Source organism: Kitasatospora sp. NPDC036993 (assembly GCF_055607525.1).
The window spans coordinates 38,390-65,262 of sequence record NZ_JBVJRP010000003.1 but is presented as its reverse complement, the minus strand read 5'-3'; the positions used below and the strand labels follow the sequence as shown (position 1 = coordinate 65,262).

Annotated in this window: 24 protein-coding genes and 1 pseudogene; 8 read left to right on the top strand and 17 right to left on the bottom strand. The window is 73.7% G+C overall.

Going from position 1 to position 26,873, the window contains the following annotated elements:
- Positions 1–58 precede the first annotated feature (58 nt).
- The 4 genes from ACZ7C5_RS06440 to ACZ7C5_RS06425 all read right to left on the bottom strand — a co-directional run bounded on the left by ACZ7C5_RS06440 (position 59) and on the right by ACZ7C5_RS06425 (position 3,810).
- Positions 59–1,387 (bottom strand): tyrosine-type recombinase/integrase, encoded by a 1,329-nt coding sequence (locus tag ACZ7C5_RS06440; protein ID WP_470322131.1) that lies wholly within the window; start codon positions 1,385–1,387, stop codon positions 59–61.
- Entirely contained in the window at positions 1,387–1,593 is a 207-nt protein-coding gene (locus ACZ7C5_RS06435) for a helix-turn-helix domain-containing protein (protein ID WP_470322130.1), read from the bottom strand. Before ACZ7C5_RS06435 ends, ACZ7C5_RS06440 begins: the two co-directional genes overlap by 1 nt.
- Positions 1,593–2,714 carry a replication initiator gene (locus tag ACZ7C5_RS06430; protein WP_470322129.1) on the bottom strand — a complete coding sequence of 374 codons (1,122 nt, stop codon included), beginning with the start codon at positions 2,712–2,714 and terminating at the stop codon, positions 1,593–1,595. The genes ACZ7C5_RS06435 and ACZ7C5_RS06430 overlap by 1 nt, the downstream gene beginning before the upstream one ends.
- Before the next feature lie 283 nt (positions 2,715–2,997).
- Positions 2,998–3,810, bottom strand: a complete 813-nt coding sequence (locus tag ACZ7C5_RS06425) for a class I SAM-dependent methyltransferase (protein WP_470322128.1) — start codon at positions 3,808–3,810, stop codon at positions 2,998–3,000.
- A gap of 277 nt (positions 3,811–4,087) precedes the next feature.
- Here ACZ7C5_RS06425 and ACZ7C5_RS06420 point away from each other — a divergent pair.
- Positions 4,088–4,546: pseudogene (locus ACZ7C5_RS06420) on the top strand (DinB family protein).
- A gap of 71 nt (positions 4,547–4,617) precedes the next feature.
- Here ACZ7C5_RS06420 and ACZ7C5_RS06415 read toward each other — a convergent pair.
- Together ACZ7C5_RS06415 and ACZ7C5_RS06410 are read right to left on the bottom strand one after the other, a co-directional pair.
- Positions 4,618–5,112 carry an ATP-binding protein gene (locus ACZ7C5_RS06415; RefSeq protein WP_470322127.1) on the bottom strand — a complete coding sequence of 165 codons (495 nt, stop codon included), beginning with the start codon at positions 5,110–5,112 and terminating at the stop codon, positions 4,618–4,620.
- 207 nt (positions 5,113–5,319) lie between these two features.
- Complete coding sequence (locus ACZ7C5_RS06410) at positions 5,320–6,981, bottom strand: CehA/McbA family metallohydrolase (RefSeq protein ID WP_470322126.1); 1,662 nt, start codon at positions 6,979–6,981, stop codon at positions 5,320–5,322.
- A gap of 205 nt (positions 6,982–7,186) precedes the next feature.
- On the opposite strand from ACZ7C5_RS06410, the gene ACZ7C5_RS06405 reads away from it, so the two are divergent.
- A complete protein-coding gene (locus ACZ7C5_RS06405; protein WP_470322125.1) occupies positions 7,187–8,098 on the top strand; it encodes a polysaccharide deacetylase family protein in 912 nt (303 codons plus the stop codon).
- Positions 8,099–8,186: 88 nt separating this feature from the next.
- Here ACZ7C5_RS06405 and ACZ7C5_RS06400 read toward each other — a convergent pair whose 3' ends face one another.
- The 10 genes from ACZ7C5_RS06400 to ACZ7C5_RS06355 all read right to left on the bottom strand — a co-directional run bounded on the left by ACZ7C5_RS06400 (position 8,187) and on the right by ACZ7C5_RS06355 (position 19,951).
- A complete protein-coding gene (locus ACZ7C5_RS06400) occupies positions 8,187–8,570 on the bottom strand; it encodes a barstar family protein (protein WP_188295769.1) in 384 nt (127 codons plus the stop codon).
- A 60-nt stretch (positions 8,571–8,630) separates the two neighbouring features.
- Positions 8,631–9,284, bottom strand: coding sequence for a 4'-phosphopantetheinyl transferase family protein (locus ACZ7C5_RS06395; protein ID WP_401091765.1), 654 nt, complete (start codon positions 9,282–9,284; stop codon positions 8,631–8,633).
- Between the two features lie 108 nt (positions 9,285–9,392).
- Positions 9,393–11,762 carry an arylsulfatase gene (locus tag ACZ7C5_RS06390; protein WP_470322124.1) on the bottom strand — a complete coding sequence of 790 codons (2,370 nt, stop codon included), beginning with the start codon at positions 11,760–11,762 and terminating at the stop codon, positions 9,393–9,395.
- A 70-nt stretch (positions 11,763–11,832) separates the two neighbouring features.
- Positions 11,833–13,443 carry an ABC transporter ATP-binding protein gene (locus tag ACZ7C5_RS06385; protein ID WP_470322123.1) on the bottom strand — a complete coding sequence of 537 codons (1,611 nt, stop codon included), beginning with the start codon at positions 13,441–13,443 and terminating at the stop codon, positions 11,833–11,835.
- Complete coding sequence (locus tag ACZ7C5_RS06380) at positions 13,440–14,288, bottom strand: ABC transporter permease (RefSeq protein ID WP_401091759.1); 849 nt, start codon at positions 14,286–14,288, stop codon at positions 13,440–13,442. Before ACZ7C5_RS06380 ends, ACZ7C5_RS06385 begins: the two co-directional genes overlap by 4 nt.
- A gap of 4 nt (positions 14,289–14,292) precedes the next feature.
- Complete coding sequence (locus tag ACZ7C5_RS06375; RefSeq protein ID WP_470322122.1) at positions 14,293–15,237, bottom strand: ABC transporter permease; 945 nt, start codon at positions 15,235–15,237, stop codon at positions 14,293–14,295.
- A 20-nt stretch (positions 15,238–15,257) separates the two neighbouring features.
- A complete protein-coding gene (locus tag ACZ7C5_RS06370; RefSeq protein ID WP_470322121.1) occupies positions 15,258–16,844 on the bottom strand; it encodes an ABC transporter substrate-binding protein in 1,587 nt (528 codons plus the stop codon).
- A 42-nt stretch (positions 16,845–16,886) separates the two neighbouring features.
- Complete coding sequence (locus ACZ7C5_RS06365) at positions 16,887–18,116, bottom strand: ROK family transcriptional regulator (RefSeq protein WP_401091753.1); 1,230 nt, start codon at positions 18,114–18,116, stop codon at positions 16,887–16,889.
- A gap of 39 nt (positions 18,117–18,155) precedes the next feature.
- A complete protein-coding gene (locus ACZ7C5_RS06360; protein ID WP_401091751.1) occupies positions 18,156–19,112 on the bottom strand; it encodes a TauD/TfdA dioxygenase family protein in 957 nt (318 codons plus the stop codon).
- A gap of 632 nt (positions 19,113–19,744) precedes the next feature.
- Positions 19,745–19,951, bottom strand: a complete 207-nt coding sequence (locus tag ACZ7C5_RS06355; protein WP_401091749.1) for a hypothetical protein — start codon at positions 19,949–19,951, stop codon at positions 19,745–19,747.
- Between the two features lie 266 nt (positions 19,952–20,217).
- Between ACZ7C5_RS06355 and ACZ7C5_RS06350 the strand changes: the two genes are divergently transcribed.
- Positions 20,218–20,703: a cysteine/serine endopeptidase inhibitor gene (locus tag ACZ7C5_RS06350; protein ID WP_401091747.1), complete on the top strand. Its 486-nt coding sequence runs from the start codon at positions 20,218–20,220 to the stop codon at positions 20,701–20,703.
- Positions 20,704–20,840: 137 nt separating this feature from the next.
- Here the strand turns inward: ACZ7C5_RS06350 and ACZ7C5_RS06345 are convergent, their stop codons facing one another.
- Entirely contained in the window at positions 20,841–21,755 is a 915-nt protein-coding gene (locus tag ACZ7C5_RS06345) for a LysR family transcriptional regulator (protein ID WP_401091745.1), read from the bottom strand.
- A 126-nt stretch (positions 21,756–21,881) separates the two neighbouring features.
- Here ACZ7C5_RS06345 and ACZ7C5_RS06340 point away from each other — a divergent pair, with 126 nt between their 5' ends.
- From ACZ7C5_RS06340 to ACZ7C5_RS06320, 5 genes are all read left to right on the top strand, one after another.
- Positions 21,882–22,847, top strand: coding sequence for an FAD-dependent oxidoreductase (locus ACZ7C5_RS06340; RefSeq protein ID WP_470322120.1), 966 nt, complete (start codon positions 21,882–21,884; stop codon positions 22,845–22,847).
- 62 nt (positions 22,848–22,909) lie between these two features.
- Positions 22,910–24,307, top strand: a complete 1,398-nt coding sequence (locus tag ACZ7C5_RS06335) for a hypothetical protein (protein WP_470322119.1) — start codon at positions 22,910–22,912, stop codon at positions 24,305–24,307.
- 95 nt (positions 24,308–24,402) lie between these two features.
- Positions 24,403–24,900 carry a flavoprotein gene (locus ACZ7C5_RS06330; protein WP_401091739.1) on the top strand — a complete coding sequence of 166 codons (498 nt, stop codon included), beginning with the start codon at positions 24,403–24,405 and terminating at the stop codon, positions 24,898–24,900.
- A 378-nt stretch (positions 24,901–25,278) separates the two neighbouring features.
- Entirely contained in the window at positions 25,279–25,773 is a 495-nt protein-coding gene (locus ACZ7C5_RS06325) for a hypothetical protein (RefSeq protein WP_401091737.1), read from the top strand.
- Between the two features lie 102 nt (positions 25,774–25,875).
- Entirely contained in the window at positions 25,876–26,850 is a 975-nt protein-coding gene (locus tag ACZ7C5_RS06320) for a DUF6528 family protein (protein ID WP_470322118.1), read from the top strand.
- Positions 26,851–26,873 lie beyond the last annotated feature (23 nt).

Genomic DNA, 26,873 nt, shown 5'->3' with positions numbered 1-26,873 from the left:
CACACAGGCTCGCGGGGAGGGCTTCGTCGTGCCTTGACGGCAGTAGTTGACGGCAACGTCAGCGGACGGGTGCTGCACCAAGCGGCGGGTCGTCGCCGTCCTTGGGTTGGCCGGCAGCGTCGGCGGGCTCGCGAAGGGCACAGCCGAGGAGGTCGATGGCTTGCCGTTGCAGGCGAAGGCGGACGTGGGCATAGACGGTGGCGGTGACGCCGATGTGGGCGTGGCCGAGGAGTTCCTTGATTACGACGAGTTCGACGCCTTGTTCCAGGAGGAGAGTCGCGGTCGAGTGCCTAAGATCGTGGAAACGGATCGCCCGGAGGCGAGAATGGCCGAGTAACACCTTGAAGTGGCGGGTGAGGGTAGCGGGTTCGATCGGGTGCCCGTCGGGCCGGGTGAAGACGTGACCGCTGTCCGTCCACCCGCTACCGGCCTTCACCCGATCCTGGGCCTGCTGCTCGCGATGGGCACGAAGAGAACGCAGGCACAACGAGGGCAGCGCGATTCGGCGCTCCGAGCTGATCGTCTTGGTCGGCAAGGTGGTGAGGCCGCCGGTACGTGTGCGCTGGAGGGTGCGGCGGATGGTGGCGGCGCCGGCGTCGAGGTCGAGGTCTTCCCAGCGCAGGCCGAGGAGTTCTCCCTTGCGAAGTCCCGTGCGGAGGGCGAGTTCGAAGAGGGCGTGCAACCGGTGGCCCCGCGCGGCGGTGAGGAAGGTGCGGGCCTCGTCGGCAGTGAGCGGGTTGAAGCGGCGCGGCCGGGGCGTCCCGGTGCGGACGTTGCGGGCGACGTTGCGCGGGATCTCCTCCTCACGGACGGCATGCTCCAGAGCCGACTTGAGCACGGAGTGGATGTAGGCCAGCGTCAGCGGCGAGAGGTGCTTACGGCAGCACTTGCCGATAGCGCAGCAGCGCGGCTGGCGGCCGGCCGGGGCGTCGGGCTTGCGCCGCGCGTCGATGCCACGTGCGCAGCACTGGCATACGGTGCGGAGCTCGTTGAGCCAGGTGCGGATGTCCTTGGCGGTGAGTTTGGCGAGCTTCTTCTTGCCGAGGCCGGGGGTGAGGTACTGGTTGACGCAGGCGGTGTAGCGGGTGTGGGTGGTTTCGCGGAGCTGGTGGACGGCGACGTTCTCCAGCCAGTACGTCAGATAGGCGGCCAGGCTGCCCTGGGAGGTAACGACGGGGACGCCGCGGTTACTGGAGGCGGTCTTCTCGGTGAGCTTGGCGAGGGCTTCCTTACGGGTGGTGCCGTAGACGCGGATGCGCTTGCGGGTGTTGCCGGGGGCGAGGACGTATCCGGCGGCTTCCCAGCGGCCGTCCTTGCGCTGGTAAACGGTTCCATCGCCATTGGCGCGGCTGCGGCGGGAGGTGGGGGTGTCGCGGGGTGCGGTCATCAGGCGGCTTCCTGTTCGAGTCGGGTGCGGATGAAGTCGGTGAGGGCGTGGGCGGGGATGCGGCGGGCGCGGCCGAGGGTGATGGAGGCGAGCTGCCGCGTGCGGAGCAGGTCGTAGACGGCGGAGCGCCCGAGCTGGAGGCAGGCCATGACCTGGGGGACCGTCAGCAGCTCCCCGCCCGTACCTGGCCCGAGGCGCGTGGTCATCAGCAGCCGCCCTCTGCGGTGAACCGCCGTGCCAGTTCTCGGCGGTGCCAGACGGCGGCGGCGAGGAGTTCCGCGCCGGGGCTGTAGCCCGAGCCGTGGTAGGCCCAGTGGCCAATGACGAGGATCGTGCTCGGGTCGAGGTCGGGCAGGCCGGCGTGTGCACGGGCCTGTTCGGTGCGCCAGGCGCGGCGGGCGGCGCGCAGCGCGCTGAGGGTGACGGAGTAGCAGCGGGACTTGGTGGAGAAGTGGCCTCGGAAGCCGAGCATGTGCGCCCACTTCCAGAGCTTGAGCGCTTCGAACTCCGGGCGCTTGCCCAGTTCCCAGCAGGTGCGGATCATCTGCCGCACGTGGCGTTCGACGGCGAGGCGGGGAAGTGGCCGGGCCTGTCCGGTGCCGCCGCAGGTGGTGCACTGGAGCGGGGTTCCGTGGCCGGTCAGGGTCATGCCGCGTCCCTGGCAGGGGCGGCAGAACAGGGCGCGGTCGAGAGCGCCGGATGAGTCGGCGGACTTGGTGGCGTACTTGGCCACGTAGGCGGCGACCGCGTGATCGGTCAGCTCGGTGTCGGTGCCGAAGGCGGCGATCTCGCGCACGTCGAGCTGTTCGCCCCAGGCGAGTTCGCGTTCTCCGACCGCGTCCGAGACGACGCTGACCGAGACGCGGGCGGCGGCGGCCCGGATGGCGTCGGTGAGCATGGTCACGGTGGCGGATGGGGGCGGGGGCTGGGTGCTTCCGTCCGGGCTGTCGAGGCGGATGACGGCGTGGAAGTGGACCAGGCCGCGTTTCTGGTACTCGGCGACCTTGGCGAAGGAGACGCGCAGCACCGCGCGGGCCGCCTTCTGCGTGAGTCCGAGCCGGGCGGCGATCTCACGACGCAGGTAGATCGTGAACCGCGCCCACAGGGCTCCGGCGTGGGCGTTGAACAGCACCGCGCCCGGGTAGCCGTAGGTCTTCAGGTCCAACGGCGTGCCGAGCAGCGCGTCGATGGGTTCGTGCAGCCGGTCGGCGATCCGGGTCCGCTCGTCCTCGCTCAGGCAACGGGAGTAACCGGACACGGCGGTGGGCGCCCGCTCGGTCGAGCGGGCGCCCGGAACCTGTTCGGATCGGTCCGGCCGTTGCGTCATTCGCGTCCGGTCCACTCGTGGAGGCCCACCAGCTGGGACGCCTCTATGGTCCTGTAGCCCTGATCCGCGAGCCGGAAGTATTCCGCCCGCTCGACATGGAGCTTCCTACCGCCCTACGGCATCCGGTCTCCACAGATCTCGAAGTCCATCGCACCCCTTGAGCTGGGGTGTTGCGACGGCCATGAGACGCCGAACAGGTCCGGCGGGGCTCTCGCTGCGTGGACGCTCCGGTGGGCCCAGGGACGCGGTGCGGGGCGATCGCACCCCGGGCTCGGGCCTGGTGTCAGATGCGGATGGCGGTGAGGACGTGGTAGTCGAGGAGGGCGTCGCGCCAGGCGGGGAGGAAGTGGCGGGTCCAGTGGGCGGTGGGGACGGTGTCGGTGAGGTAGCGGTCGAGGCCTGGCCAGACGTCGGCGCCGATGGCCTCGGTGGTGATGTCGGTGAAGCCGTGGCGGGTGAGGTCGGCGGTGAAGTCGTCGAGGGGGTGGGCGATGTCGAGGCCGTCGGCGAAGCTGGCGAGGAGGATCTTGAGGCGTTCCTCGGCGTCGGGGCCGGGGGCGGTGAAGAAGGTGGTGACGACGAGGCGGCCGCCGGAGCGCAGGACGCGGGCGCTCTCGCGGGCGAAGCCGGTGAGTTCGCGGAAGTGCTGGGCCGCTTCGACGGAGAAGACGCCGTCCAGGTAGCCGTCGGAGAAGGGGAGTTCGTCCGCCGAGCCCAGGGTGTAGGCCAACCGATCGGGGTACGTCGCCAGGGCTCTCGCGTTGACGGCGCGGGCTCGTTCGATCTGGTCGGGGTGGATGTCCACGCCCGTCACCGCCGCGAACCGGAACTCCCGCAGGGCGAGGGCGGCTCCCAGGCCGCGGCCGCAGCCGACCTCGGCCAGTCGCAGTCGTTGGCGCGGTTCGGGGAACTCCCGCAACGCCCGCCGGTAGAGCTGCTCCTGGCTGTGCACCCGGTCCTCGGGGGTCGGGGCGGTGAGGTCGATCCCTTGCCAGTAGCCGAAGTTGATGAAGCCTCCGGCGAACGACGGGGCGGTGCTGAGGTCGTCGGCGCCGTAGGTCTGGCGCACGGTCGGGGGGATGCGGTTGTGATCCATGGGCCGCTGGGTCTCCTGCTCGGTGGGCGCCCGGCGGTCGGGCGCGCCGAGGTACGTACCCAAACCTGTGGTGGTCCGAACACGGTACGTGATAAGGGGATGTCCGCGGGACGGCGGGGAACGCTGCGACGCCCGGGGCGGGCCGGAAAAATACCCGCCGGACCGGCCCGGTGGTCCGCTACAGTCCGCGGGGATTCCCGACCGGTACGAGGAGAACGACACCGTGAACGTCCCCGACGACCGCCCCGCCCCGCCGCTGACCGGCGGTGAGCGCGAGATGCTGCGCGGCTTCCTGGACTTCCACCGGGCGACCCTCGCCCTGAAGTGCGAGGGCCTGACCGACGAGCAGCTGCGCCTGCGGGCGAGCCCGCCCTCGACGCTCAGTCTGCTCGGGCTGGTCCGGCACATGGCGGAGGTCGAGCGCACCTGGTTCCGCCGGGTGATCGACGGCGAGGACCTGCCGCTGGTCTGGTCCGAGGACGGCGACTACCAGGCCGCGTACGACCCGGCCGGCGCCACCCGGGCCGAGGCCTTCGACGCCTGACGGGCCGAGGTCGGGCACTCCCGCCGGATCGAGCTCGCCGCGGACTCCCTCGACGTCACCGGCTACCAGGCCCGGTGGGACGCCGAGGTGTCGCTGCGGCTGGTGATGCTCCACCTGATCCACGAGTACGCCCGGCACAACGGGCACGCGGACTTCCTGCGGGAGGCGATCGACGGCACGGTGGGCGCGTGACCGTGCCGACGACCCGGAGGACGACCCGGAGGCGGCCCGCGCCGGAGAGCGGCCGGCCGCCGGGGCGGTGCCTACCAGCCGAGCAGGTGGGTGCGGCGGGTGAGGACGGCGAGGACGGAGACGGCGGTGGCCTCGGCGTCCAGGTCGGTGGTGTCGAGGGTGTGGGGGGCGTCCTCGGCGGCCGGGCCTGGGTGGAGCACCACGTAGTGGAGGGCGGCACCGGTGGTGCGGCTCTCGCGGCGGAAGGTGTCGAGGGCGGCCGGGACGGTGGGGGACTCCACCACGACCTGGTAGCCGCGGGTGGCGTAGGCGAAGGCGGCCTGGGCGGCGGCGGCCATCGCGGTGGCGTTCTGGCGGCCGGCCTCGGGCAGGTGGGGCGGGAGCTGGCCGCTGCGGATGACCCGCAGGAAGTCGTCCGTCCGCAGGTGGACGCTCGGGTTCAGCTCCCGGGCGAGCAGCTCCGCGACCGGGCTGTTCCCGGCCCCGGCCGGGTCGACGAGGACGAGGACGCCCCCGGCGCCCAGGCCGCCCCCGAGCTCCGGCCCACCTACGGTCGTACGGTTCACAGCTGCTGATCCCTTCGCGGGGCCGGGGTCGGACGGGTAGCCGGGGCGGGGCGGTCGGCGTGCGAACGGGCTGGTCGGCCCGGATCGGACAACCGACCGCCTCGTCCCTACGACTGATGCGTTTCGGGGTTCAACCTAGTCCAAACGGGTGGTCCGAGTCCTCCCCCGCCCGGGTTCCGGGCGGGTCGGCCGGCCGGAAGGGGGTTGTCAGCGGCCCCCGGTGCTCAGCACGATCGGGTTGGTGAGCGCCGCCATCAGCCCCCAGGGCAGGTCGGGGCCCATCGCGTTGCCTCTGCCCGGGGTGCCGTCCGCCTTCGGGTGGCGCACCTCGGCCCGGACGTAGGCGGCGAGCGAGGCGGTGGTGCGCCAGACCACGGTGCCCGAGCCGCCGGCGGGCAGCGACTCCTGGTGCATCTGGCCCTCGTCGGTGAGCAGCCGGACCGTCCCGCCGGGCACGCCGGAGACGGTGACCCTGACGTCCAGCGGGGCGTCGGCCGGGACGGTCAGCTCCTCGCCGATGCCCGCCTGGCGGCCGTTCCCGGTGACGGTGAACTCCAGTCCGACGGCGGAGGATTCGGCCAGCCAGCTGCGCCCGGCGCGCAGCCCGTCCAGGATCGCGTCCCGGGTGAGGTCCTCGGCCAGCACCACGGTGTGCGGGGAGCCGATCGGCTGCGGCTCGCTGTGGGCGTCGCTGTTGCCCAGGGCGGGCAGCCAGGAGCGGCCCTCGCGCAGGGCGACGGCGAGCCGGCCGTCCCAGGTGTCCACCGCCGACTCGTCGTCGTACGTCCAGGGGCCGTTCCACACCTCGACGGCGTCGGCCTGGTCGTAGCCGAACTTCCACTGGCAGGCGACGTACGGGCAGTACGGGTGCGCCGGCACCACCAGGCCGCCGGCGCGGTGGACCTGGCGGGCGAAGCGCGGGAACTCCTCGTCGCGCGAGCGGTAGCGCCAGTCGACGAACTGGCCGGGCTTCAGGCCGAGGGCCAGCCAGTGGCCGTTGCGGGTGGTGATCTCCTCGCCGGGGAGGATCAGCAGGTCGGGGCCGGCCAGCGGGCCCCAGGCGGCGTGCGAGGAACTGGTGTTGTGGTCGGTCGAGACGATGAAGTCGAGGCCGGCCGCCCGGGCTCCGGCGGCCACCTCCTCGGGCTTGCGCCGCCCGTCGGAGTGGACGGTGTGCAGGTGGCAGTCGCCCCGGTACCAGGCGCGGCCGCGGCCGCGGGCCCGCTCCGCCGGGTAGTGCGGGGTGAACCGCGGCCCGGGCGCACCGGACCTGAGGGTGACCTCGACGTGGTAGTCCAGGCCCTGCGGGGCGATCTGGTAGGGGCCGAGGACCACGTGCCAGGTGCCGGGGTTGACCGGCCCGGGGAGGTAGCCAGGGGTCGCGGCGCCGCGGGAGAGGCTGAACTCGGTGCGGAAGCCGCCGGACCAGCCGCGGAAGCCGGGGCCGCCGAGGTCGGTGCCGCGCTCGTCGAAGATGCCGATGTCGCAGGAGTTGCCGGGGGTGCCGGCCGGGACCTGGGGCTTGTCGTAGCCGTAGGAGACGACGATCTCGCGGATGCCCTCGGGGACTTCGACCGGGAGGTGGACGAAGTCGGGGGAGCCGGTGGGCAGGTGGCCGGTGAGGGTGAGGGTGCGGTCGGCGGGAGTGCCGCCCGGCGAGCCGCCGGAAGTGGCGCCCGGGCCGTCGGCGGGGGTGGCGTGCGCCGGGCCGGTGGCGGCGGCGAGGCCGAGGGCGGTGGCGGCGCCGGTGGCGAGGCCGGTGCGGAGCAGGTCGCGGCGGGCGGGCCCGTTGGCCGGCTGTGCGGCCGACGGGTCGCCGGGTCGGGGGGTCGGCTGGTCGGGTCGCGGGGCGCTGGGCTCGGTCGGCATCGGAGGCCTCCGGATCGGGACGGGCGGGTCGCTCGCGTGCCTACCCCGCTGGGTGAACCGGGGGTGAGTCGGGGCCCACGGGGACGGGGCGGGCCGGTGAAGAGGGGCCCGGCGGGGGCGGGGGCGAGTTGCGGGGAGTGACGAATGGTCGGTTCATAGTCATGTCATCGGTTTATATGAGAAAGAGCGCGAACGGGAGACGAGCGTGTCGGTGAGTCGGCGGACGCTGCTGCTGGTGGTGGCCGGAGGGGCGCTGTCGGGGTGCCGGGCCGGGGCGGCGGGCGTCGGCTCGTCCTCGCCGTCACCGTCGGTCTCCGCCGCGGCGGCCTCGGCGGTACCGTCCGCGGGGCCTGCGGAAGCCGCCGCGTCCGCGCCGGAGAGCACGCCGGAGCCCGCGCGGCAACCGCCGCGCGAGCCGACCCGGTCCGAGCTGGTGGAGCGGTACGGCACGCTGGCCCCGAGCGAGTGGGGGCTGGAGGTCTCCGGGGTGGTCACCGAGCTGCCGGAGGGTGAGAGCGCCACGGCGCTCACCTTCGACGCCTGTGGCGGTCCCGGCGGCAACGGCTACGACGCCGGTCTGATCGACTTCCTGCGGGCGCACGAGGTGCCGGCCACGCTCTTCCTGAACGCCCGCTGGGTCGACGCCAACCCGGACGAGTTCGAGCTGCTCGCCGCCGACCCGCTGTTCGAGATCGGCAACCACGGCACCGCCCACCGCCCGCTCTCGGTCACCGGCCGCTCCGCCTACGGAATCGCGGGCACCGACGGCGTCGGCGAGGTCTACGACGAGGTGGCGGGCAACGCCCACAAGCTCGCCGAGCTGCTCGGGCACCCGCCCCGGTTCTTCCGTTCCGGCACCGCGCACTACGACGACGTCGCCACCCGGGTGGTCGCCGACCTGGGCCAGCAGGTGGCCGGCTTCAGCGTGAACGGGGACGGCGGCGCGACGCTCCGGGCCGCCGAGGTGCGGCAGGAGGTCGGCTCGGCCCCGCCGGGCGCGATCGTGATCGGCCACCTGAACCACCCGGGCGGTGGCACCGCCCCCGGTGTGGCGGCGGCGGTGCCGGGGCTGCTGGCGGCGGGGCGGCGCTTCGTCCGGCTCTCGGACGTGCTGTGAACCGGACGGGCTGTGAACCGGACGTGCCGTGACCCGGGTGTGCCGTGACCCGGACACGCCGTGAGCCGGGTGACGTTGGCCGGGGGGCTCAGGCCAGCCGCAGGCCGCCCGGGTGCTCCTCCTCGATGATCCGGACCAGCCAGTCGAAGACCGTCGGCCCCCGGCCCGCCCTGGCGGCGCTCAGTTCGGCGGTGACGCGCTCGCGGTTGGCGGGGTGGGCGTGGGCCAGCCGCAGCTCCAGCCGGCGGACCGTCTCCGGGTAGCCGAGGTTGCGGCGGGAGACCTCGTGGTGGCGCCACTGGATGACCCAGTCCCCGTCCTCCGGCGTGCCGTAGCCGCCGCGCAGGCAGTCGGCGAAGGCGTCGAGGTTGCGGCCGAAGTAGCCGTCCACGCCGATGGTCCGCCCGACCACGTCCCAGAAGTCCTCCAGGGTCCTGATCTCGTTGCCGTCGATCACATAGGTCACCGTCACGGGACGAGGATATGCGGCGGCGGTGAACGGCCTGGGCGGGAGGTGTCCGGGGGCGGTGCCTCAGAGAGCGACGGCGATCGCGGTGGCGAGCAGGCCGTCCCGCACGGCCCAGCGGCCGTCGAAGCCGTCGAGCCGCCGGCCGCCGACCACCGGTCCGGGGACCAGCAGCCGGGCGGTGAAGGTGCCGTCGGGGGAGAGGTCCAGCTCGGCCTCGCTGAAGTCCAGGAAGAGCCGGGTCAGCGGGAACCAGGCCTTGTACACCGACTCCTTGGCGCTGAACAGGATGCGGTCCCACGGGACGTCCGGGTGCTCGGCGGCGAGCTTGGCGAGGCGCTGCTGCTCGACCGGCAGCGCGATCGCCTCCTGGACGCCCTCGGGCAGCGGCAGCGCGGGCTCGGCGTCGATGCCGACGGAGGCGAGGGTGCCGGCCCTGGCCACGGCGGCCGCGCGGAAGCCGTCGCAGTGGGTGAGGCTGCCGATCACGCCGTCCGGCCAGCTCGGCGCGCCGCGCAGGCCGGGGACGAGCGGGCGGTACGGGACGCCGAGCCGGCCGAGGGCGATCCGGGCGCAGTGCCGGACGGTGGCGTACTCGCGGCGGCGCTTGTCGACGGCCCGGGCGACGGCCTCCTCCTCCTCGGGCTCCAGCCGGGCCTCCGGCGGGTCGTCGTACGCCACCTCGGTCACCACGACGTCCGGCAGCAGGTCCTTGATCATCCGTTCCCCCCTGGGTCGGCCGCGCGGGCGGGTCGCCGCGCGGGACGAGGGTAACCCGGGTGGGCGGATCCTGGCGGGTGGATCGGGGGTCCGCCGCCGGACGGACGGCTACTCGAAGGCCGCCGCCGCCTCGCGCAGCGCCCGGGCGACGGTCTCCGGGTCGTACGGCGCGGGCTCGCCGGGCAGGTAGGTGACGGAGCGCAGGCCGCCGGTGTAGCGGAAGGAGCGGTGCCGCTCGTGCACCGGCCAGGAGACCGGGGACTTGCGGTCGACGCCGACGCTGATGCCCTGGAACGGCGCCATGCCGATCAGCTGGTGGACCGGGCCGAGCCGGCCGCCCTCGGCGCCGTCCACGAGCAGCCGGAACTCCCACCTGAGGTCGGCGACCGCGATGGCCTCCAGGGTGACCAGCCGGGCGCCGTCCGGCACCGGGCCGCCGTCGGCCTCCAGCAGTTCGCCGTACTGGTTGTAGGCGAGGCGCAGCCGGCCGTCCTCGACGTAGAGGCTGTAGCCGCCGCCCTGGTCGCCGTGCGAGACCAGGACGCCCTGGTCGCCCGCCCGGTAGCCGTCGAGCGCGGCCTCCACGGTGAAGGAGCGGAAGGAGACCAGCCGGGAGGAGCGGTAGCGTTCCAGCTCGGGGGTGCCGGCCAGCAGGGTGACCGGGCGGCGCAGCCGCTCCGCCTCCGGGCCGCGCAGGGCGAGGGCGCCGCTGCCGTCGGCCAGCGGGAAGACCCCGTCGCGCCAGGCGGCGGCCTCCCAGGCGGCGGACAACTCCTTGACGATATCCGGGTGTTCGGCGGCGAGGTCGTGGATCTCGGTGGGGTCGGTGCGCAGGTCGTAGAGCGCCCACTCGCCGTCGTCGTACGGGGTGCCGGGGCGGTGCAGGGTGACCAGCTTCCAGCCGTCGCGGTAGTAGCTGCGGTTGCCGGTCATCTCGCAGTACTGCTCGTGGTGGGTGCCGGGCGCCGCTCCGTCGCGGAGCACGGAGGCGAAGCTGACGCCGTCCAGCTCCTGGACGGGCTGGGCGCGGCGCTCCGACGGCCGTTCCACGCCCACGAGTTCGAGCAGGGTTGGCAGGATGTCGGTGACGTACTGGTACTGGGGGCGGACGCCGGTGTCGGCCTCGGCGCGCGGCAGGCCGGCCGGCCAGGAGAGTACGAAGGGGACGCGGACGCCGCCCGCGTAGGTCTGGCCCTTGTAGAGGCGGAACGGGGTGTTGGAGGCCATGCCCCAGCCGCGCGGGTAGTGGACCAGGCTCCGCGGGCCGCCGATCAGGTCGATCTCGCGTTCGACGTCCGGGTTCCAGTCGGCCGGCAGGTTCGGGTGGTGGACGAAGCGGCTGAAGTAGCTGCGGGTGCCCTCGGCGCCGCCCTCGCCGGTGCCGCCGTTGTCACTGGTGAACACGATGACGGTGTTGTCGAGTTCGCCGAGGGCGGCGAGGGTGTCGGTGAGCCGGCCGAGGTTCTGGTCGACGTTGTCGACCATCGCCGCGTACACCTCCATGTACCGGGCGTACAACTTCTTCTGCACGTCGGTGAGTTCGTCCCAGGGGCCGACCTCGTACCCGGCCTCGGAGTTGCGCTCGGGCAGTTCGGTGCCGGGTGGGAAGTGGCCGGCGGCCAGCTGGCGGGCGAAGCGGGCGCGGCGCAGTTCGTCCCAGCCGCCGTCGTAGCGGCCCCGGTGGCGGGCCAGGTCCTCGGGCTTGGCCTGGAGCGGGCCGTGCACGGCGTTGTGGGCGAGGTAGAGGAAGAAGGGCTTGTCGGCGTCGTGGGCGCGCAGCGACTTGACCATCCTGACGGCCTGGTCGGTGATGTCGTCCGTGTAGTAGTAGCCGTCGGGGAACTCGTCGATGTCCAGCGGGCTGTTGTCGCGGACGAGTTGGTGCGGGTGGAAGAGGCTGGTCAGGCCCTCCAGGACGCCGTAGTACTGGTCGAAGCCCTTCTGGAGCGGCCAGTTGGAACGGTCGTCGGCGGCGCCGGACGCGGAGTCCCTGGTGAGGTGCCACTTGCCGACCGCGTAGGTGGCGTACCCGGCGTCGTGCAGCAGTTCGGCCAGGGTGGGGATGTCGCCGGCGACCTCCATGCCGTAGCCGGGGAAGCCCGGGTCGGCGTTGGCGACGAAGGAGTAGCCGACCCGGTGCGGGTTGAGGCCGGTGAGCAGGGCCGCCCGGGCGGGGGAGCAGAGCGGCATGGTGTGGTAGTTGGCGAGCCGGACGCCGGTGGCGGCGAGGCGGTCCAGGGTGGGGGTGGGGATCTCGGCGCCGAACGGGCCGATGTCGCTGTAGCCCATGTCGTCGATCAGGACGACCACGACGTTGGGCGCGCCCTCGCGCGGGCGAACCCGCTGCGGCCAGGCGGGGACGGACTCGGCGAAGGTGCGGCCGACGGTGCCGGGGAAGCCGGCGTACGGGTCGCGGCGGTGCGGATCGGGCTCTGGGCGGTTCGGGGCGGGAAGGTTCGGCTCGGGTGCGGTGCTCATCGGGTGCTCCGGTGGGTGGCTCGGGCGGGTGGCGGGTGGCGGGTGGCGGGGGACTCGTGCGGACGGCGGGTCAGCGGACGGCGGCCGGAGCGGGCTCCAGGCCCGGCACGGCGGCCAGCAGTTCGGCGGTGTACGGGTGTTCGGGCGCGGTGACGACCCGGTCGGCCGGGCCGGTCTCGACGATCCGGCCGCGGTGCATCACCGCGATCCGGTGGCTGACCCGGCGGACCACCGCCAGGTCGTGGGCGATGAACAGGACGGCCAGGCCGAGTTCGCGCTGGAGTCGGGCGATCAGCTCGATCACCTGGGCCTGCACCGAGACGTCCAGCGCGGACACCGGCTCGTCGCAGATCAGCACGCTCGGCTCGGGCGCCAACGCCCGTGCGATGCCGATGCGTTGGCGCTGGCCGCCGGAGAAGGCGTGCGGGTGCCGGTCGGCCGTGGCCGGGTCCAGGCCGACCTGCTCCAGCAGTTCGGCGACCCGGGCGGCGCGCTGCTCCCGGTCGCCGAGGCGGTGGGCGATCAGCGGTTCGGCGATGATCTGCCCGGCGGTCATCCGGGGATTGAGCGAGGAGTACGGGTCCTGGAAGACCAGTTGGACCTCGCGGTGCGGCCCGCCGGAGCGTGCCCCGCGGCCGAGTTCCTCGCCGTCGAAGCGGATGCTGCCGCCGGACGGCGCGTGCGCCTGGACCAGCGCCCTGGCCAGGGTGGACTTGCCGGAACCGGACTCGCCGACCAGGCCCAGCGTCTCGCCCGGATGCAGGTCGAGGTCGACGCCGTGCAGCGCGGTGACGGCGCGCCGCCGGGCACCGTACGTCTTGGTCAGGCCGCGGACGGTGAGCAGCGGCCGGGCCCCTGGGGTGCTGTTGGCGGCGGCTCTGGAGGGCTCCGACAGGCGCGGCACGGCGGCCAGCAGCTCCCGGGTGTACGGGTGTTGTGGCCGGGACAGCACCTCGGCGGTGGTGCCCTGCTCGACCACCCGGCCGTGCCGCATGACCAGCAGCCGGCGGCAGGTCCTGGCGATCACCCCGAGGTCGTGGCTGATCACCACCAGCGCGGTGTCGGTCTTCCGGTTGATCCGGGCCAGCAGGTTCAGGATCTGCTGCTGGACGGTCGGGTCGAGGGCGGTGGTCGGCTCGTCGGCGACCAGCACTTCGGCGTCGTGGGCCAGCGCGAGGGCGATCATGATGCGCTGGCGCTGGCCGCCGGAGAACTGGTGCGGGTGGTCGCGCAGCCGTCCGGCGGCGTCCGGGATGCCGACCAGGTCGAGCAACTCGGCTGCCCTGGCCTGCCGTTCGGCCTTCCGTACCCGGTCGCCGTGGGCGCGCAGCGCCTCGTCCAGCTGGCGGCCGACGGTGAGCACGGGGTTGAGCGAGGACATCGGGTCCTGGAAGACCATGGCGATCCGCCGGCCGCGCAGGGCGCGCAGCGCGTCCTCGGGAAGGGCGGCGAGGTCCTGCCCGGCGAGTTCGACCGAGCCGCCGGTGATCCGGCCGCCGGGCGGCAGCATCCGCAGCAGGGCCAGCGCGGTGGTGGACTTGCCGGAGCCGGACTCGCCGACGATGCCCAGGGTGTCGCCGGCGGCGAGGTCGAAGCCGACGCCGTCGACGGCGGCGTCGCCCGGGGTACGGGTGTCGCCGAACCGTACGGTGAGGTCGGTGACGCGGAGCACGGTGGTCATCGGCGGATCCCCCGGTTCAGGGCCTCGGCGATCAGCGTGAAGCCGAGCACCAGCGCGGTGGTGGCGGCCAGCGGGGCGGCCGCGAAGGTCGGATGGGTGGCCAGGTAGGCGACGGACTGGCTGAGGATGCTGCCCAGGGTGGGCTCCGGCGGGCGGACCCCGAGGCCGAGGAAGCTCATCGCGCCCTCGATGAACACGCCGAGCGAGAGCGCCACGGCGGTCTGCACGATCAGCGGGTCGACGGCGTTGGGCAGCACGTGCCGCAGCAGCACCCGGGCCCGGGAGGCGCCGCCGACCCGGGCCGCCAGGGCGTACTCGCGCTCCCGCTGGACCAGGATGCCGGCCCGCAACTGCCGCCCGAAGCCCGGGATCTCGGCCAGCGCGATGACGATCACCACCGGCCAGCGGCCTGGGCCGAGGACGGCGGTCACGGCCAGGGCGAGGATCAGCCCGGGGAAGGCGAGCAGCAGGTCGAAGGCCCGCTGCACGGCGAGGTCGGTCCACCGGGAGGTGGCCGCGAGCAGGGCCGCGGAGCAGCCGAGCAGGGCGCCGGCCGGGACGGCGGTGACGATCAGCGCGAGGTCGGTGCCGATGCCGTGCAGCACCCGGCTGTACAGGTCGCGGCCCAGGTCGTCGGTGCCGAAGGGGTGTCCGGCGCTGGGACCGGCCAGGGCGAGGGCGCTCTGGGCGTTCGGGTCGGTGCCGGTGAGCAGCGGCGCGAACAGCCCGGCCAGGGCGACCACACCGACCAGGGCGAGCCCGGCCAGGCCGCGCGGGCTGAGCAGGGCGGCGCGGTAACGCCCGCGCGGTGCCGCGGACTTGAGGGGAAGGGTGGCGGTGGTCATCGGGTCACTCCCAGCGGATCCGGGGGTCGAGCCAGGTGTAGGCCAGGTCGGTGAGCAGTTGGACGGCCACGTAGACCGCGACCACGAGCAGCAGCAGGTCCTGCACCACCGGGTAGTCCCGGCGCACCACGCCCTGCTCGATCAGCTGGCCGAGGCCGGGCCAGGCGAAGATCCGTTCCACCAGGACGGCCCCGGCGATGAGGTGGCCGATCTGGAGGCCGAGGACGGTGACGGCGGAGGGCAGTGCGTTGGGCAGGGCGTGCAGCCAGACGATCCGCCGCCGGGAGACGCCGAGGGCGGTCGCGGTGCGGACGTAGTCCTCGGCGAGGGCGCGTTCGACGCCGTCCCTGAGGTAGCGGGCCAGCACGGCGGCGCTGGGCAGGGCCAGGCAGACGGCGGGCATCGCCAGGTACTGGACGGCCAGGTCCGGTTCGGCAAGCAGGGACTCGTGTCCGCCGGCCGGGAGCAGTTCGAAGGAGACGGCGAACAGCAGGACCAGCAACACGCCGGTGACGAACGGCGGGATCGCCAGCACCCCGGTGGTGACGGCCTGGACCGCGGCGGCGACCGGGCGGCGCCTGGTGGTGGCGCCGGCCACGGCCAGCGGCAGCGCGATCAGCACCACCAGCAGCAGGGCGCCGAGGGTGAGTTGGACGGTGGCGCCGAGGCCGTTGCCGATCAGGTCGGAGACCTGGCCGCCGATCGCGTAGCTCGGCCCGAGGTCGCCGGTCAGCACCCGGCCGAGCCAGCTCGCGTACTGCCCGAACAGCGGCTGGTCGAGCCCGAGTCGGTTCCGGATGGCCTCGACGGTGGCGGGGGTGGCGTCCGGTCCGGCGAGCGTGGTGGCCGGGTCGCCGGGGATCAGCCGGAGGATGAGGAAGACCAGGAAGGAGGCGAGGACCAGGACGAGCAGTCCACTGGGGAGGCGTTTCAGGAGGAAGGTGCGCATGGGGTTCCGGGCCGTCCTGCTCAGGCCGTGAGGTAGGCGTCGTCGAGGTTGAGGTAGCCGAACTTGTTGAGCGTGACGCCCCGGGCCCGGTGGCCCGCGACCTCGACCAGTCCGGCGATGGCGAGGTCGATCACGAACTCCTCGTCCAGCAGCACGTCGGTGATCTGCCGGTAGAGCGCCCTGGCCTCGGGGCTGTCGCTGTCGCTGCGGTTCCAGGCCCGCCGCACCACGTCGGTGTAGTCGGGGGAGCCGAAGCGCGAGCTGTTCTTGGCCTCGTTGAAGGGGTAGGCGCTCACCGCGAGCGTCGCGGGCTGGAGTTGCGCGAAGCCGTGGCTGAGCGTCCACAGGGCGGGCATGGACTGGGAGATCAGCTGCTTCTGCATGGTCGGCGAGTCGGCCGGCTGGAGCACCGTGCCGATGCCGACCTGCTGGAGGTCGTACTGGAGGATCTGCGCGATCGCGGTCGGCCCGGCCTCGTTGGAGTGGCCGAAGGGCAGGGTGATGTGCTCCGCGCCGGCCTCCCTGAGCAGGGCCCGGGCCCGCTCCGGGTCGTGCCGGTAGTGGGTGGCGCCGGCCTCGGTGTAGGCCGGGGAGGACTTCGGCCAGGGCACCGAGGAGACGGTGCCGTAGCCGCCGAGGGCCTGCTGGACGAGGCGGTCGCGGTCGACGGCCCAGGCGATGGCCTGGCGGACGCGCTTGTCGCGGACGTGCTCGGCGGTGACGTCGACGCCGATGTAGTGGGCGCCGGCACCGGTGTCGTACTGCCTGATCCGGAACTGCGGGTCGGTGCGCAGGGCCGCGACGTCCTTGCCGCGGATGTTGTAGGACAGGTGGGTCTGGCCGGTCCTGAGCGAGGACAGCAGCGACTCGGCCTGCGGGATGATCCGGATCTCGACGCCGTCGAGGTGGGGGCGGCCGGGGTTCCAGTAGTGCTCGTTGCGGGCGAAGGTGAGCGAGGAGCCCGGCTTGCGCCCGGTGAGGGTGAACGGCCCCGTGCCGATCAGCCCGGTGCCCGCGACGGCGTCCTCGATGGTGGCCGCGTCCGGGATGATCATGAACTCGAAGAGGTCGAAGAGGTTGCTCACCGGGTGCGCGAGCACCAGGGTCAGCTCGAAGTCGCCGTTCCTGCGGAAGTCGGTGACGGCGGCGGCGGTGGAGCGCAACTGGGCCGAGCGGGCGGGGTTCTGGAGGTTCCTGACGGCGAAGACCACGTCGTCGGCGGTGAACCGGCGGCCGCTGTGGAACAGCACGTCCTCGCGCAGCCTGAGCGTGACGCTCAGGCCGTCCGGGGCGACCTCCCAGGCGGTGGCCAGCTCGGGCTGCGGCTGGAGCCGGTCGTCGTACCTGGTGAGGGTGTTGAACGCGAGCCGCTGGACCAGGGTGTTGGCGCTCACGGCGAACAGCAGGCTCGGGGTGACGTCGATGGCGGTAGAGACGGTCAGCACACCGCCCCGGCGCGGAGATCCGGCGTCCACGGCGTTGGCGGCGTTCCTGGCGTGCTCGACGGCGGACCGGCAGCTCGCGAGCGTCAGCAGGCCGGCACCGGCGAGGCCCGCGCGCAGCAGGGCGCGGCGGCTCGGGGCGGGGGGACGGGGGAGCGCGGTCATGGAGGTCCTTCGGGGACGGGGGGCTTGCGAGGAGGTGCGGGGCTACGGGCGGGGCGCGGCGGCGAGTGCGTGCACCGGCCGGGCGTACAGCTCGCCGAGCACCGGCGCCCCGGCGGCCACGGCCAGCACGTCCCGGCCGCGCCGCTGGGTGATCAGCAGGCCGGCGTCCCGGTGCAGGTGCGAGCGGAGTGCGAACTCGGCCCGGACGACGTCGAGATGGGCCGGATCGAGGGCGGTGAAGTGCTCGGTCAGCACCACCAGGTCGGGGTTGACCACGTCGGCGAGCAGGGCGAGCGCCCGGCCGATGATCAGGGCCCGGTTGCGGACCAGTCGCCCGGCCGCCGGGTCGCCCCGTCGGACGGCGGCGACCAGCTGGGCCCGGTCTGGACCCGCGGTGATCCCCGCGGCGGCCGCCGCCGCGAACAGGGTGGTGTCCGAGGCGGCCACCGAGAGACAGCCCAGCCGGCCGCAGTGGCAGCGCTCCCGGCTGTCCGCGTCCGGATCGGTGACCGTACCGGAGACCGGGAGGTGGCCGAGGTCGCCGGTGACCGAGGGCGGGCCCAGGTGGACCGTGCCCGCGACCGCCAGCGCCGCGTCCACCACGTGGCCGACGAACAGCTGCACCATGCTGCGGCGGGCCGCCGGGTGGCCGAACAGGATCTCGGCCAGGGTGAGCGCCCGGGCGTGGTTGTCCACCTGGACGGGCAGTGCGGTGGCATCAGCCAGCAGCGCGCGGATCGGCAAGTCCCGCCACTCTAGCGGATCGTGACGAATAATCAGGCCGCGCTGCGGATCGACCGAGCCGCCGGTGACGGCGCCCAGCCCGACCACCGTACGGTCACCGCGCAGCCTGTCGAGCAGCCGGGGCAGCCGGGCGAGCAGCGGCCTCAGCAGGCCGGGCCCGGTCCGGCCGCGGTTGGGGACCTCCTGGCGCACCAGGACCCGGCCGCGCAGGTCGAGCAGCGCGACGGTGGTGAACGGCAGGCCGATGTGCAGCCCGGCCACGGCGAGCCGGTCCGGGTCGAGGTCGAGCGGGAGCTGGGGGCGGCCCGGCGCGCGGGTGCCGGGGGCCGCCGACTCCGGCCGCTCGTGCAGGAGTCCGAGCCGGACCAGGTCCACCGTCTGGCGGGAGACGGCCGAGGCGCTGAGGCCGGTGAGCGCGGCGACCCGGCTGCGGGCGATCGGCCCGTGGTCGAGCACCGTGCGCAGGACGGCGGCGGCGTTGGCGTCCCGGCGGTCGTCGCCGGAGCGCGGGGCGGTGGACGTGGCCACGGGTGTCGTTCCTGCCGTCGTGTGTCCGCGGGCCCCGGGTCAGTTGGCCGCTTCGAGCTCCTCGGCGGGCACCAGGCCGGGCACCCGCGGCGGGTCGGCGGGCTCCAGCAGCCGGCTCGGGGTGCCGTCCACGCCGACCGGCAGATCGCCGTCCAGGGTGATCCGGCGCACCAGGCGCGGCTCGTCGCCGTAGTCGGCGACCGCGTAGTGCTGGGTGGCGCGGTTGTCCCAGATCGCCACGTCGCCGACCTGCCAGTCCCAGCGGACGGTGTTCTCCAGCCGCTCCACGTAGCGCTGGAAGAGGTCGATCAGCGCCTTGCTGTCGTCGCCCGAGAGGAGCTGGATGCGCTGGGCGAAGGCGCCCAGCAGCAGGGTCTTCTCGCCGGTCACCGGGTGGACCCGGACCACGGGGTGCTCGGTCTTGAACGCGGTGGAGACGAACACCTCCCGGAACAGCTTGGCGACCTCGGCGTTGTCCGCCAGCTCGGGGCGCAGGGCGAGCCGGGCGGCGTAGTCGTAGTCGTTGGTGTGGACGGCGCGCAGGCTCTCGGCGAGCGTCTTCAGCGGGGCGGGCAGGTCCCGGTAGGCGGCCGCGGTGTTGGCCCAGACGGTGCTGCCGCCGGCCGGCGGGACCTCAAGGGAGCGCAGGATCGAGGCCTTGGGGTAGGACGGGACGAAGGTGACGTCGGTGTGCCAGTTGTTGGCGCGCACGCCCTTGGTGGCGTCCAGCTCGAAGATGTAGCGGCCGTCCGCGCTGGGGACGGTGGGGTGGCCGACGGGCCGGCCGAGCAGCCGGGCGAAGGCCTCCTGCCCGGCGTCGTCCAGGTGCTGCTGGCCGCGGAAGAAGAGCACCTTGTGCTCGTACAGGGCGGCCTCCAGGGCGGCGACGGTCTCGGCGGGGAGGTCGCCGCCGAGGCGTATGTCGTGCACGATCGCGCCGATCCGGCCGGCGACGGGGGTGAGGCGGAGCGTGGTCGGGGTGGTGACGGTGGTCATGGCGGGGCCCTTTCGGGGTGGGTGCGGTGACTGGGGTGGGCGCGGTGACTGGGGTGGCTGGGGTGGGGCTTGGTGACGTGACGGTGCGTGACAGCCGGAGGGGGCGCGGAGGGGCGTCCGGGCAGCTGTGGGCGTACGGCTCCACGGCACCGCGACGCGGCGTGGGGTGTGGCGTGGGGGTGTGGCGGTCCGCTTCGGCGGACGGTCAGCGGGCGAGCGCGCCGCGACGACAGCGGCGCGGGCGGCGACAGGGGACGGGGCGGACGACGGTGTGCATCGGTCCTCCTTCCGGGTCGCTGGGCGCGGGCTCTGGCCTCATCGTGCTGAACGGCACCGGGCCCTGTCAATCGTCATCTCTGCTGGTGGGAACGGGTGTTGCCGCTTCGTTTCGGCCGCTTGCGGCCCCTTGCGCCGTGTTGCGGCCGATGGCGGGGGGATGGCGGGCGCGCTGCGGGCGGGCGTTCGGCCTTGTGGCCGGGGCGCCGGGTTACTAATTTTCGGAGCGCAAGTAATCCGGGCCGGCGCGGGCGATTCCCGCGCCGGGGCCGAGGCCTGCCCGGATTCCGGTGCGACTGCCGCCGCGGTTGTGACGTTCGGTGACCGTGGTGCGGGTGCGGGTGCGGGTGCGGGTGCTACTGCGCGAGCAGGCGGGCGAAGTCGAGCCCGAGGCTGCCGAGGACGGGCAGCGCGCCGAGGTCGGTGACGCCGGCGACCGGGATGCTGTAGCCCTGGTTCACCACGGGGGGTGCCGCGTCGGCGGTGGCGGGCGCGGCGGTGGCGGGCGCGGCGGTCGAGAGCAGGACGGTGCCGAGGAGCAGGGCGACGAACGAGGTGCGCATCTGAGGAGGCCTCCGGAGTGGCTCGGGTGACGGCCTGTCAACACCCTCCGTGCCGGAGTGGTCACGCATCATCGCCCCTTCGGTCGCATTGGTAAAGATCCTTGCTTTGTGTTCATGCCAACATTGTGGAGGTCTGGACCACGATGCGGGCCGCCGCATACGTTCCCTTCACAAGGGTGGGCATTCGATCGGCGAACTGACGTGCTGATGTGGCGACTTGAGCCTGTCATGCCCATGATCGCAAATTCGACCGGAGGGACCGAACCATGCGTGTCATCGGCAAGAACCTCAGGATCCTCGCGGGTGCCCCGCTCGCCGCGGCCGCCCTCATCGCCCTCACCGCCGGCTCCGCCAGCGCCGCGATACCGATCAACCAGCCCATGAGCGGCAAGGCCACCTACTACAACGACGCCGGTTACGGTGCCTGCGGCGCCCAGATCAACGCCGCCACCCAGATGCTGGTCGCCGTCTCCCACACCTGGTGGACCACCGCCAACCCGAACAACGACCCGGTCTGCAAGGGCATCTCGGTCAAGGTCACCTACCAGGGCAAGACCATCACCGTCCCGGTGAAGGACCAGTGTCCCTCCTGCGACTCCACCCACATCGACCTCAGCCAGCCCGCCTTCGCCAAGCTGGCCCCGCTGGACAAGGGCGTCATCACCGGCCTGAGCTGGCAGTTCGTCAAGACCGCCCTGAACGGCCGGACCGTCGAGCTCTCCGCCCCGATCACCGGCTCCACCATCGGCTGAGGCCGGACGCGGCTCCGGCGAACGGCCCCGGCGACCGCGCTCGGCGACCGTGCCCGCACCTGACGGCCGGTCCGCCGCCCTGACGGCCGTGCCCGCCCCCGAGGCATGACGAGGGCGGGCACGGCTGCCGTACGGAATCACGGTCGCCCGTCGCCAGGCGGCACCCCCGGCCCGACGAGCGGCGGCACCATCGCCAGCAGCAGCTGGACGGCCGGGGGCGCGGTCCGCGGATGGTGGGCGAGCCCCAGGGTGACGGTCGGCACCGGAGCCGTGAGCCGGCGCAGGCAGACGCCGGGAATCCGGAATACCCGGGCCCGTCCCTCGGGGATCGGCGCGATGCCGTATCCCGCCGCCACCGCCAGCAGCAGCTGCTCGTCGTCCGGCTCCTCCCGGACGATCCGCGGGGGCCCTCCGGGCCACAGCTGCCCGGTGATCAGCGCGTGCATCCCGGGCCCGTTCTCGCGCGGCCACAGCACCACCGGCTCGTCGGCGATCCGGTGCCGGCCGATCCGGGCCCGGGTGCGGGCGAGCGGATGGCCCGCCGGAACGGCGAGCAGCAGTTCCTCCTCGGCGATGATCCGGCAGTCGAGCCCGGGGACGTCGAGCGGCGGCCGGACGAACGCCGCGTCCAGCCGCCCGGCGAGCAGCTCGGCGACGCTGTGCGACGTCCAGCCGGTCTGCAACGCCACGTCCAGCCGCGGATACCGGTTGCGGAACTCCGTCACCAGGGCGTCGCAGACCCCGCCCCGGGCGGAACGGGTGTACGCCACCCGCAGCCGTCCCTCCCGCCCCTGGACCACCGCCGCGATCCGCCCCTCGGCCTCCGCGACCTCCCGAAGCACCCGCCCGGTCTCCGCGGCGACCGCCCGCCCGACCGGGGTCAGCGCGCAGCCCTTGCTGGTGCGCTCGACCAGCTGCGCGCCGAGCTGCCGCTCCAGCGCCTTGATCTGCTGACTGAGCGCCGGCTGCGCCACGTGCAGCCGGCGGGCGGCCCGGGTGAAGTTCAACTCCTCCGCCAGCACGGAGAAGTAGCGCATGCGGCGCAGATCCATCCGGTGATGATAAGGCCGGCTTATCGCCTCGGGACAGAACCGGTCTTGGACGGCTCCCGGTGCGACCGGCTTTCCTGGAGGCGGCCGCCGACACCCGGTGGGCGGCCCTCGGAGGAGGAGTTCGCGATGGTGGATGGTGTGGCGGACGTCGTCGTGGTCGGCGGCGGGATCATCGGGCTCACCACGGCGGTCCGCTTGCAGGAGAGAGGCCGTCGGGTCGTCGTGGTGACGGCCGACGGTCTGCTGTCGACGACCTCGGCCACGGCCGCGGCCGTCTGGTTCCCGGTCGCCACGGGCACCGACAGCCGGGTCGCCGACTGGTCGGCGACGGCCTTCACCGAGTTCGCCCGCCAGGCGCAGGACGGCGTGCCCGGCGTCTCGATGCGCGGCACCCGCGTGCTGGCGCACGAGCGGCAGCCGGAGGGCCTGCCCTGGTGGGGCGCCGCCGTCCCCGACCTGCGCCCGCTCACCGCCGCCGAACGCGGCCCGGACTGCGCGGGCGGCTGGTCGTTCACGGCCCCCGCCGTCGAGATGCCGCTCTACCTGCCCTGGCTGCTCGGCCGGTTCACCGGCAACGGGGGCGAGATCGTCCACCGCCGCCTCGACACCCTCGGCCGGGCCGGGGACTGGGCGCCCGTGGTGGTCAACGCCACCGGACTCGGCGCCCGGCGGCTCTGCGACGACCAGGCCGTCCACCCGGTGCGCGGCCAGCTCGTCCTGGTCCGCAACCCCGGACTGCCCAGCTCGACCCGCATCCAGGACGACCCGGCCGGCTACACCTACATCCACCCCCGCAGCACCGACGTCGTCCTCGGCGGCACCTTCGAGGAGGACGACTGGAACACCACCCCCGACCCGGCCACGGCCGAGGCCATCCTCGCCCGCTGCACGGCCCACGTCCCCGCACTGCGCGAGGCCCGCGTCATCCGCCACGCCGTCGGCCTGCGCCCCGCCCGCCACGGCGGCCCCCGCCTCGAAGCGGACCCGGACAGCCGCACCGTCCACAACTACGGCCACGGCGGCGCGGGCGTCACCCTCAGCTGGGGCTGCGCCGACACCGCCGCCGAACTGGTGGTCACGGCGGCGGGCTGAGTTCGCTACGGTAGCGCGACCGTCTCGACCCACATAACCAACTTCGTTCCGCCGGAGGAACATTGGCCTCGATCACGCTCGACGCCGAGCGCCGCGTCCACACGGATGCCGGGCGCGTCCGGGTCGCCGCCGTGGACGCGCCGCGCTCGCTCGGCTTCCAGATCACCTCGGAGATGGCCACCGCGGTCGAGGCCCGGCGCGGCTCGGCCGTCCGTTCCGCGATGCTCCTGCCCGACCAGGTGCCGCTCGCGGCGCGCCTCCACGTCGCACCCACCGACGGCGACCACACCTCGGTGTCCCTGCACCTGACCGACCGGGCGATCTCGGTCGTCGCGCTGGGCATCCAGGACCCCTACCTGGCCGCCTTCCGGACGACACTGCTCGCCCTCGACCGGGCCCTCACCGGCCTCGACCCGGCGGCCGGGGCGGCCGGCTTCCCCCAGCCCCGCTGGTGGTCCCGGGCCCCCAGGGCCGACACCCTGGCCCGGCACCACGAGACCGGCCAGCGCCTCGTCGGCGGCGTCGCCGCCCGCGTCAACGAGCGGCTCGCCGGCGGGCGCCGCAGCGCCGGCCCGTCCCTGTGGGAGGGCATCGACCGGATCGTCTTCCACTCCCCGGCCGGCTTCCACGCGATGGACATGGCCACCGCCCGCACCCTGCTGGCGATCCCGGTGATGATCGGCAGCAGGCCGGCCGGCGTACCCGACCAACTGGCATCCGACGTCCGGCGGTTGGCGGCGGTGGTGGAGGGGCGGCTCAGTGCGGGCGGTCTCGGCTCGGTGGAGGTGGCGATCGCGGAGGCGGACCGCCCGGCCTTCGAGTTCCTGCACCGCCAGTTCGGCATCCGCTCCCGCCTGCCCGTCCGCACGCTCTGCACCTGCCGGGCCTGCCGGCAGACCAAGGTCGTGAACCTGGACCTCAAACGGCTGCGGCAGCGGAAGAACCGCCTCAGGACGATCGCCTCGGTGATGCAGACGACGTACGAGAAGGACGGCGACCCCAATCCCTTCCTGATCTTCGGGTCGATCTTCCAACAGACCAGGACCGACCCGGACTTCGTCTGCTCGCGCTGCGAGAGCACCGCCGCCGACGAGCAGCCGGTGACCTTCTGCCCGCAGTGCGGCGACATGCGCACCGAGTCCGTCCTGGACGCCTGCTCCGAGTGCGGCCACGACTTCGCGGCCCTCGCCCCGGACCTCCCCGTCTGGGACACCACACCCCCGCCCCCGCTCACCCCGCCACCCCCGCCGCCGCCCGTCGTGCCCCCGATGCCCACGGCACCGCCGGCACCTGGCTTCGCCGCACCCCGGCCCGGCTGCGGCATCTGCGGGGGTGACTACGCCGTGCTCTGGTCCGTCCGGATCCTCGACGGCCCCCACCCGAGACCGCTCACCGTCTGCGCCACGACGCCCAGTTGCTCCCCGCCGTCGATCGCCCCGCCGGTCCGGATCAGGACCTGAGGACGGTCGGCGGAGCGAGCGGACCAAGCGGGCGGCTTACTGTTCTGGAGTCCGAAGGTGGGTCCGAAGGCGGGTCCGAGAATGGGGAATCCAGGGTGTCCGAGGCCAGGAAGCCGGTGTTGTACGTCGTGGTGTGCGCGGCGGGAGTCGCGGGTGGTGTCGGGGAGCTGATCTCCGCGGCCCAGGCGCAGGGCTGGGACGTCGGGGTGGTGGCGACGCCGAACGCCATGGCGCTCGTCGACGCCGACGCGATCGTCGCGCAGACGGGGCATCCGATCCGTTCGGCCTGGCGGAAGCCGGGGGAGCCCAGGCCGCTGCCCGATCCGGACGCGATCATCGTCTCGCCGGCCACCTTCAACTCCGTCAACAAGTGGGCCCTCGGCATCTCGGACACCCTCGCCCTCGGCATCCTCTGCGAGTCGTACGGCTGGGGCGTCCCGGTCGCCGTGCAGCCCTGTCTGAGCGCGGCGCAGGCGGCGCATCCGGCGTACGCGGACAGCCTGGCCAAGCTGCGGCGGATGGGGGTGCGGATCGCGGACTTCACGCCGGGCTCCTACGACTGGACGCGGGCCCTGGAGCTGCTGCGGATCTGACAGGGTGGCCGGCCGGGACCAATGGCCCTTGCAGTGTGGAGGGTGGCCCCCGGCGAGCCTGCGGAGTTAGCGTCCGCGCAGGTCAGCGAGGGTGTGGGAGGTTTCCGGTGGCGGCGGACAACGGCAAGGTGTCGTTCTGGTACGCGGCGGACGGGGTACCCGAGGCGGGCCCGGGACTGCCGGGGAGGTCGTCGACATCGCCGCCGCCGAGCGGATCGAGGCGGACATCGTCACTTCGTCTCCGGACGCTGTGCCTTCGCGCGCTGAGCCCCCGGCCGCCGAACGACAGCGGCCGGCGGTCGGCGTCCGGTATACGGGCAGGCGGGTCCGGCCGTGTCGGGGTGGCCACCGGTGCGGCCGGCACGCCAGGATGTGCGGGTGACGGCGAACAGGGCGGATCTGCTGACGGTCTTGCGCGAACTCGACGACCCGGAGTGGCTGGAGTGGCCGGCGGACTACGACCGCGGCGCGACCGTCGCCCTGTTCCGCGGCCTCGTGGCCCGCCTGGAGGCGGACTTCTCGACCGGGTGCGGAGCCGAACAGGACGCCCAGGACTCCAGCGAGTTCGGGCGGGTCACCGTTCCCGCGGAAGCCACCGCGTGCGGCACCCGGATCGTCGTCTGCGTGAGCAAGTTCGGCTCCCTCGCGCTGGTCTGCGCCGACAATCCCGGAGCCTTCCTCGGCACCGAGGAGGCCCAGGCGGAAGGGGAACTGGATGCTGCCGACCTCGCGACCGTGCGCCGGGCACTGGTCGGGCTCGGGTACACGGTCGTTCCGGAGGAACTCCTGGAGGAGGACTACGCCGGGCCGAGCCGGCCGCCCCGGCACGTCGAGCGGCCCACCTGGTGGCACCGCTTCTACGGGACGTACTGACGGACGCACGCCGGAGACCGGTCGCCCCTGCCGCCGCCGTGGCGATCGGCCGTTCGGACGTGCCGCCGAGCGGAGCGGGTCCGGAGCGCCGACGGTGAAGGCGTGCTGAGGAGAACACTGCCGGCCCTCGCGGTCGCCCTGCTGCTCTGTGTGCCCGGGAGCGGCGCGTGGGCCAGGTCGCCGGGCTGGCAGGTGGCGGTCGTGGACCAGGCCTCGCGCAGCGTGCTGGTGTTGCAGAGCGCCGAGGAGCTGATGGCCTATCGCGGGCCGGACCGGTTGCCGGTGGTCTGGGGCTGGAGTGCCGACCGGGCCCCGGAGTTGGCGGATCTGGCGCCCGCGCGCAGCTGGACGAACCCGGACGAGGCGAAGTCCCGGTTCCGGCAGGGGCGGCGCTATCTGCTGACGACCGCCTCCGGCGGGCTGGCCGCCGCCGTGGAGGTCGTCACCGGCCGTGTCCACTGGGCGGCGGACCTGGGGCCGGCCGTCAACCCGCACAGCATCGAGCTGCTGCCGGACGGCAACGTGGCGGTGGCCGCGAGCGCGGGCGGCTGGGTACGGCTGTACGCGGCCTCGCGGGGGCCGCGGGCCGCGGCGTTCGCGGAGTTCCCGCTGCCCGGTGCGCACGGGGTGCACTGGGACGGGCGGAGCGGCCTGCTGTGGGTGCTCGGCGACACGGCGTTGACGGCGCTGCGGGTCGGCGGCACCCCCGCCGCGCCCACCCTCACGGTGGCGCGGAGCAGTGCGCTGCCCGGCAGCGGCGGGCACGACCTGGCCGCCGTGCTGGGGGATCCCGGGCGGTTCTGGGTGACCACGCTGGCGGGGCTGTGGCGCTACGACCCGGCGGCCGACCGCTTCTCCGCCGTGCACCTGGCCGATCCGGCCGCCGATCCGGCCGCCGAGCGGGACCTGAAGAGCGTGGGCGACGAGCCCGGGACGGGCCGGCTGCTCACGGTGGCGCCCGAGCACACGGCGCCGTGCGACTGGTGCACGTCGGTGATCACCCTGCACCGCCCGGAGGGAACGCGGTCGCTGCGCGGCACGCACCTGTACAAGGCGAGGTGGTGGAGTGGCTGGTAGCAGACTTCGGACCCCGGGGAGTC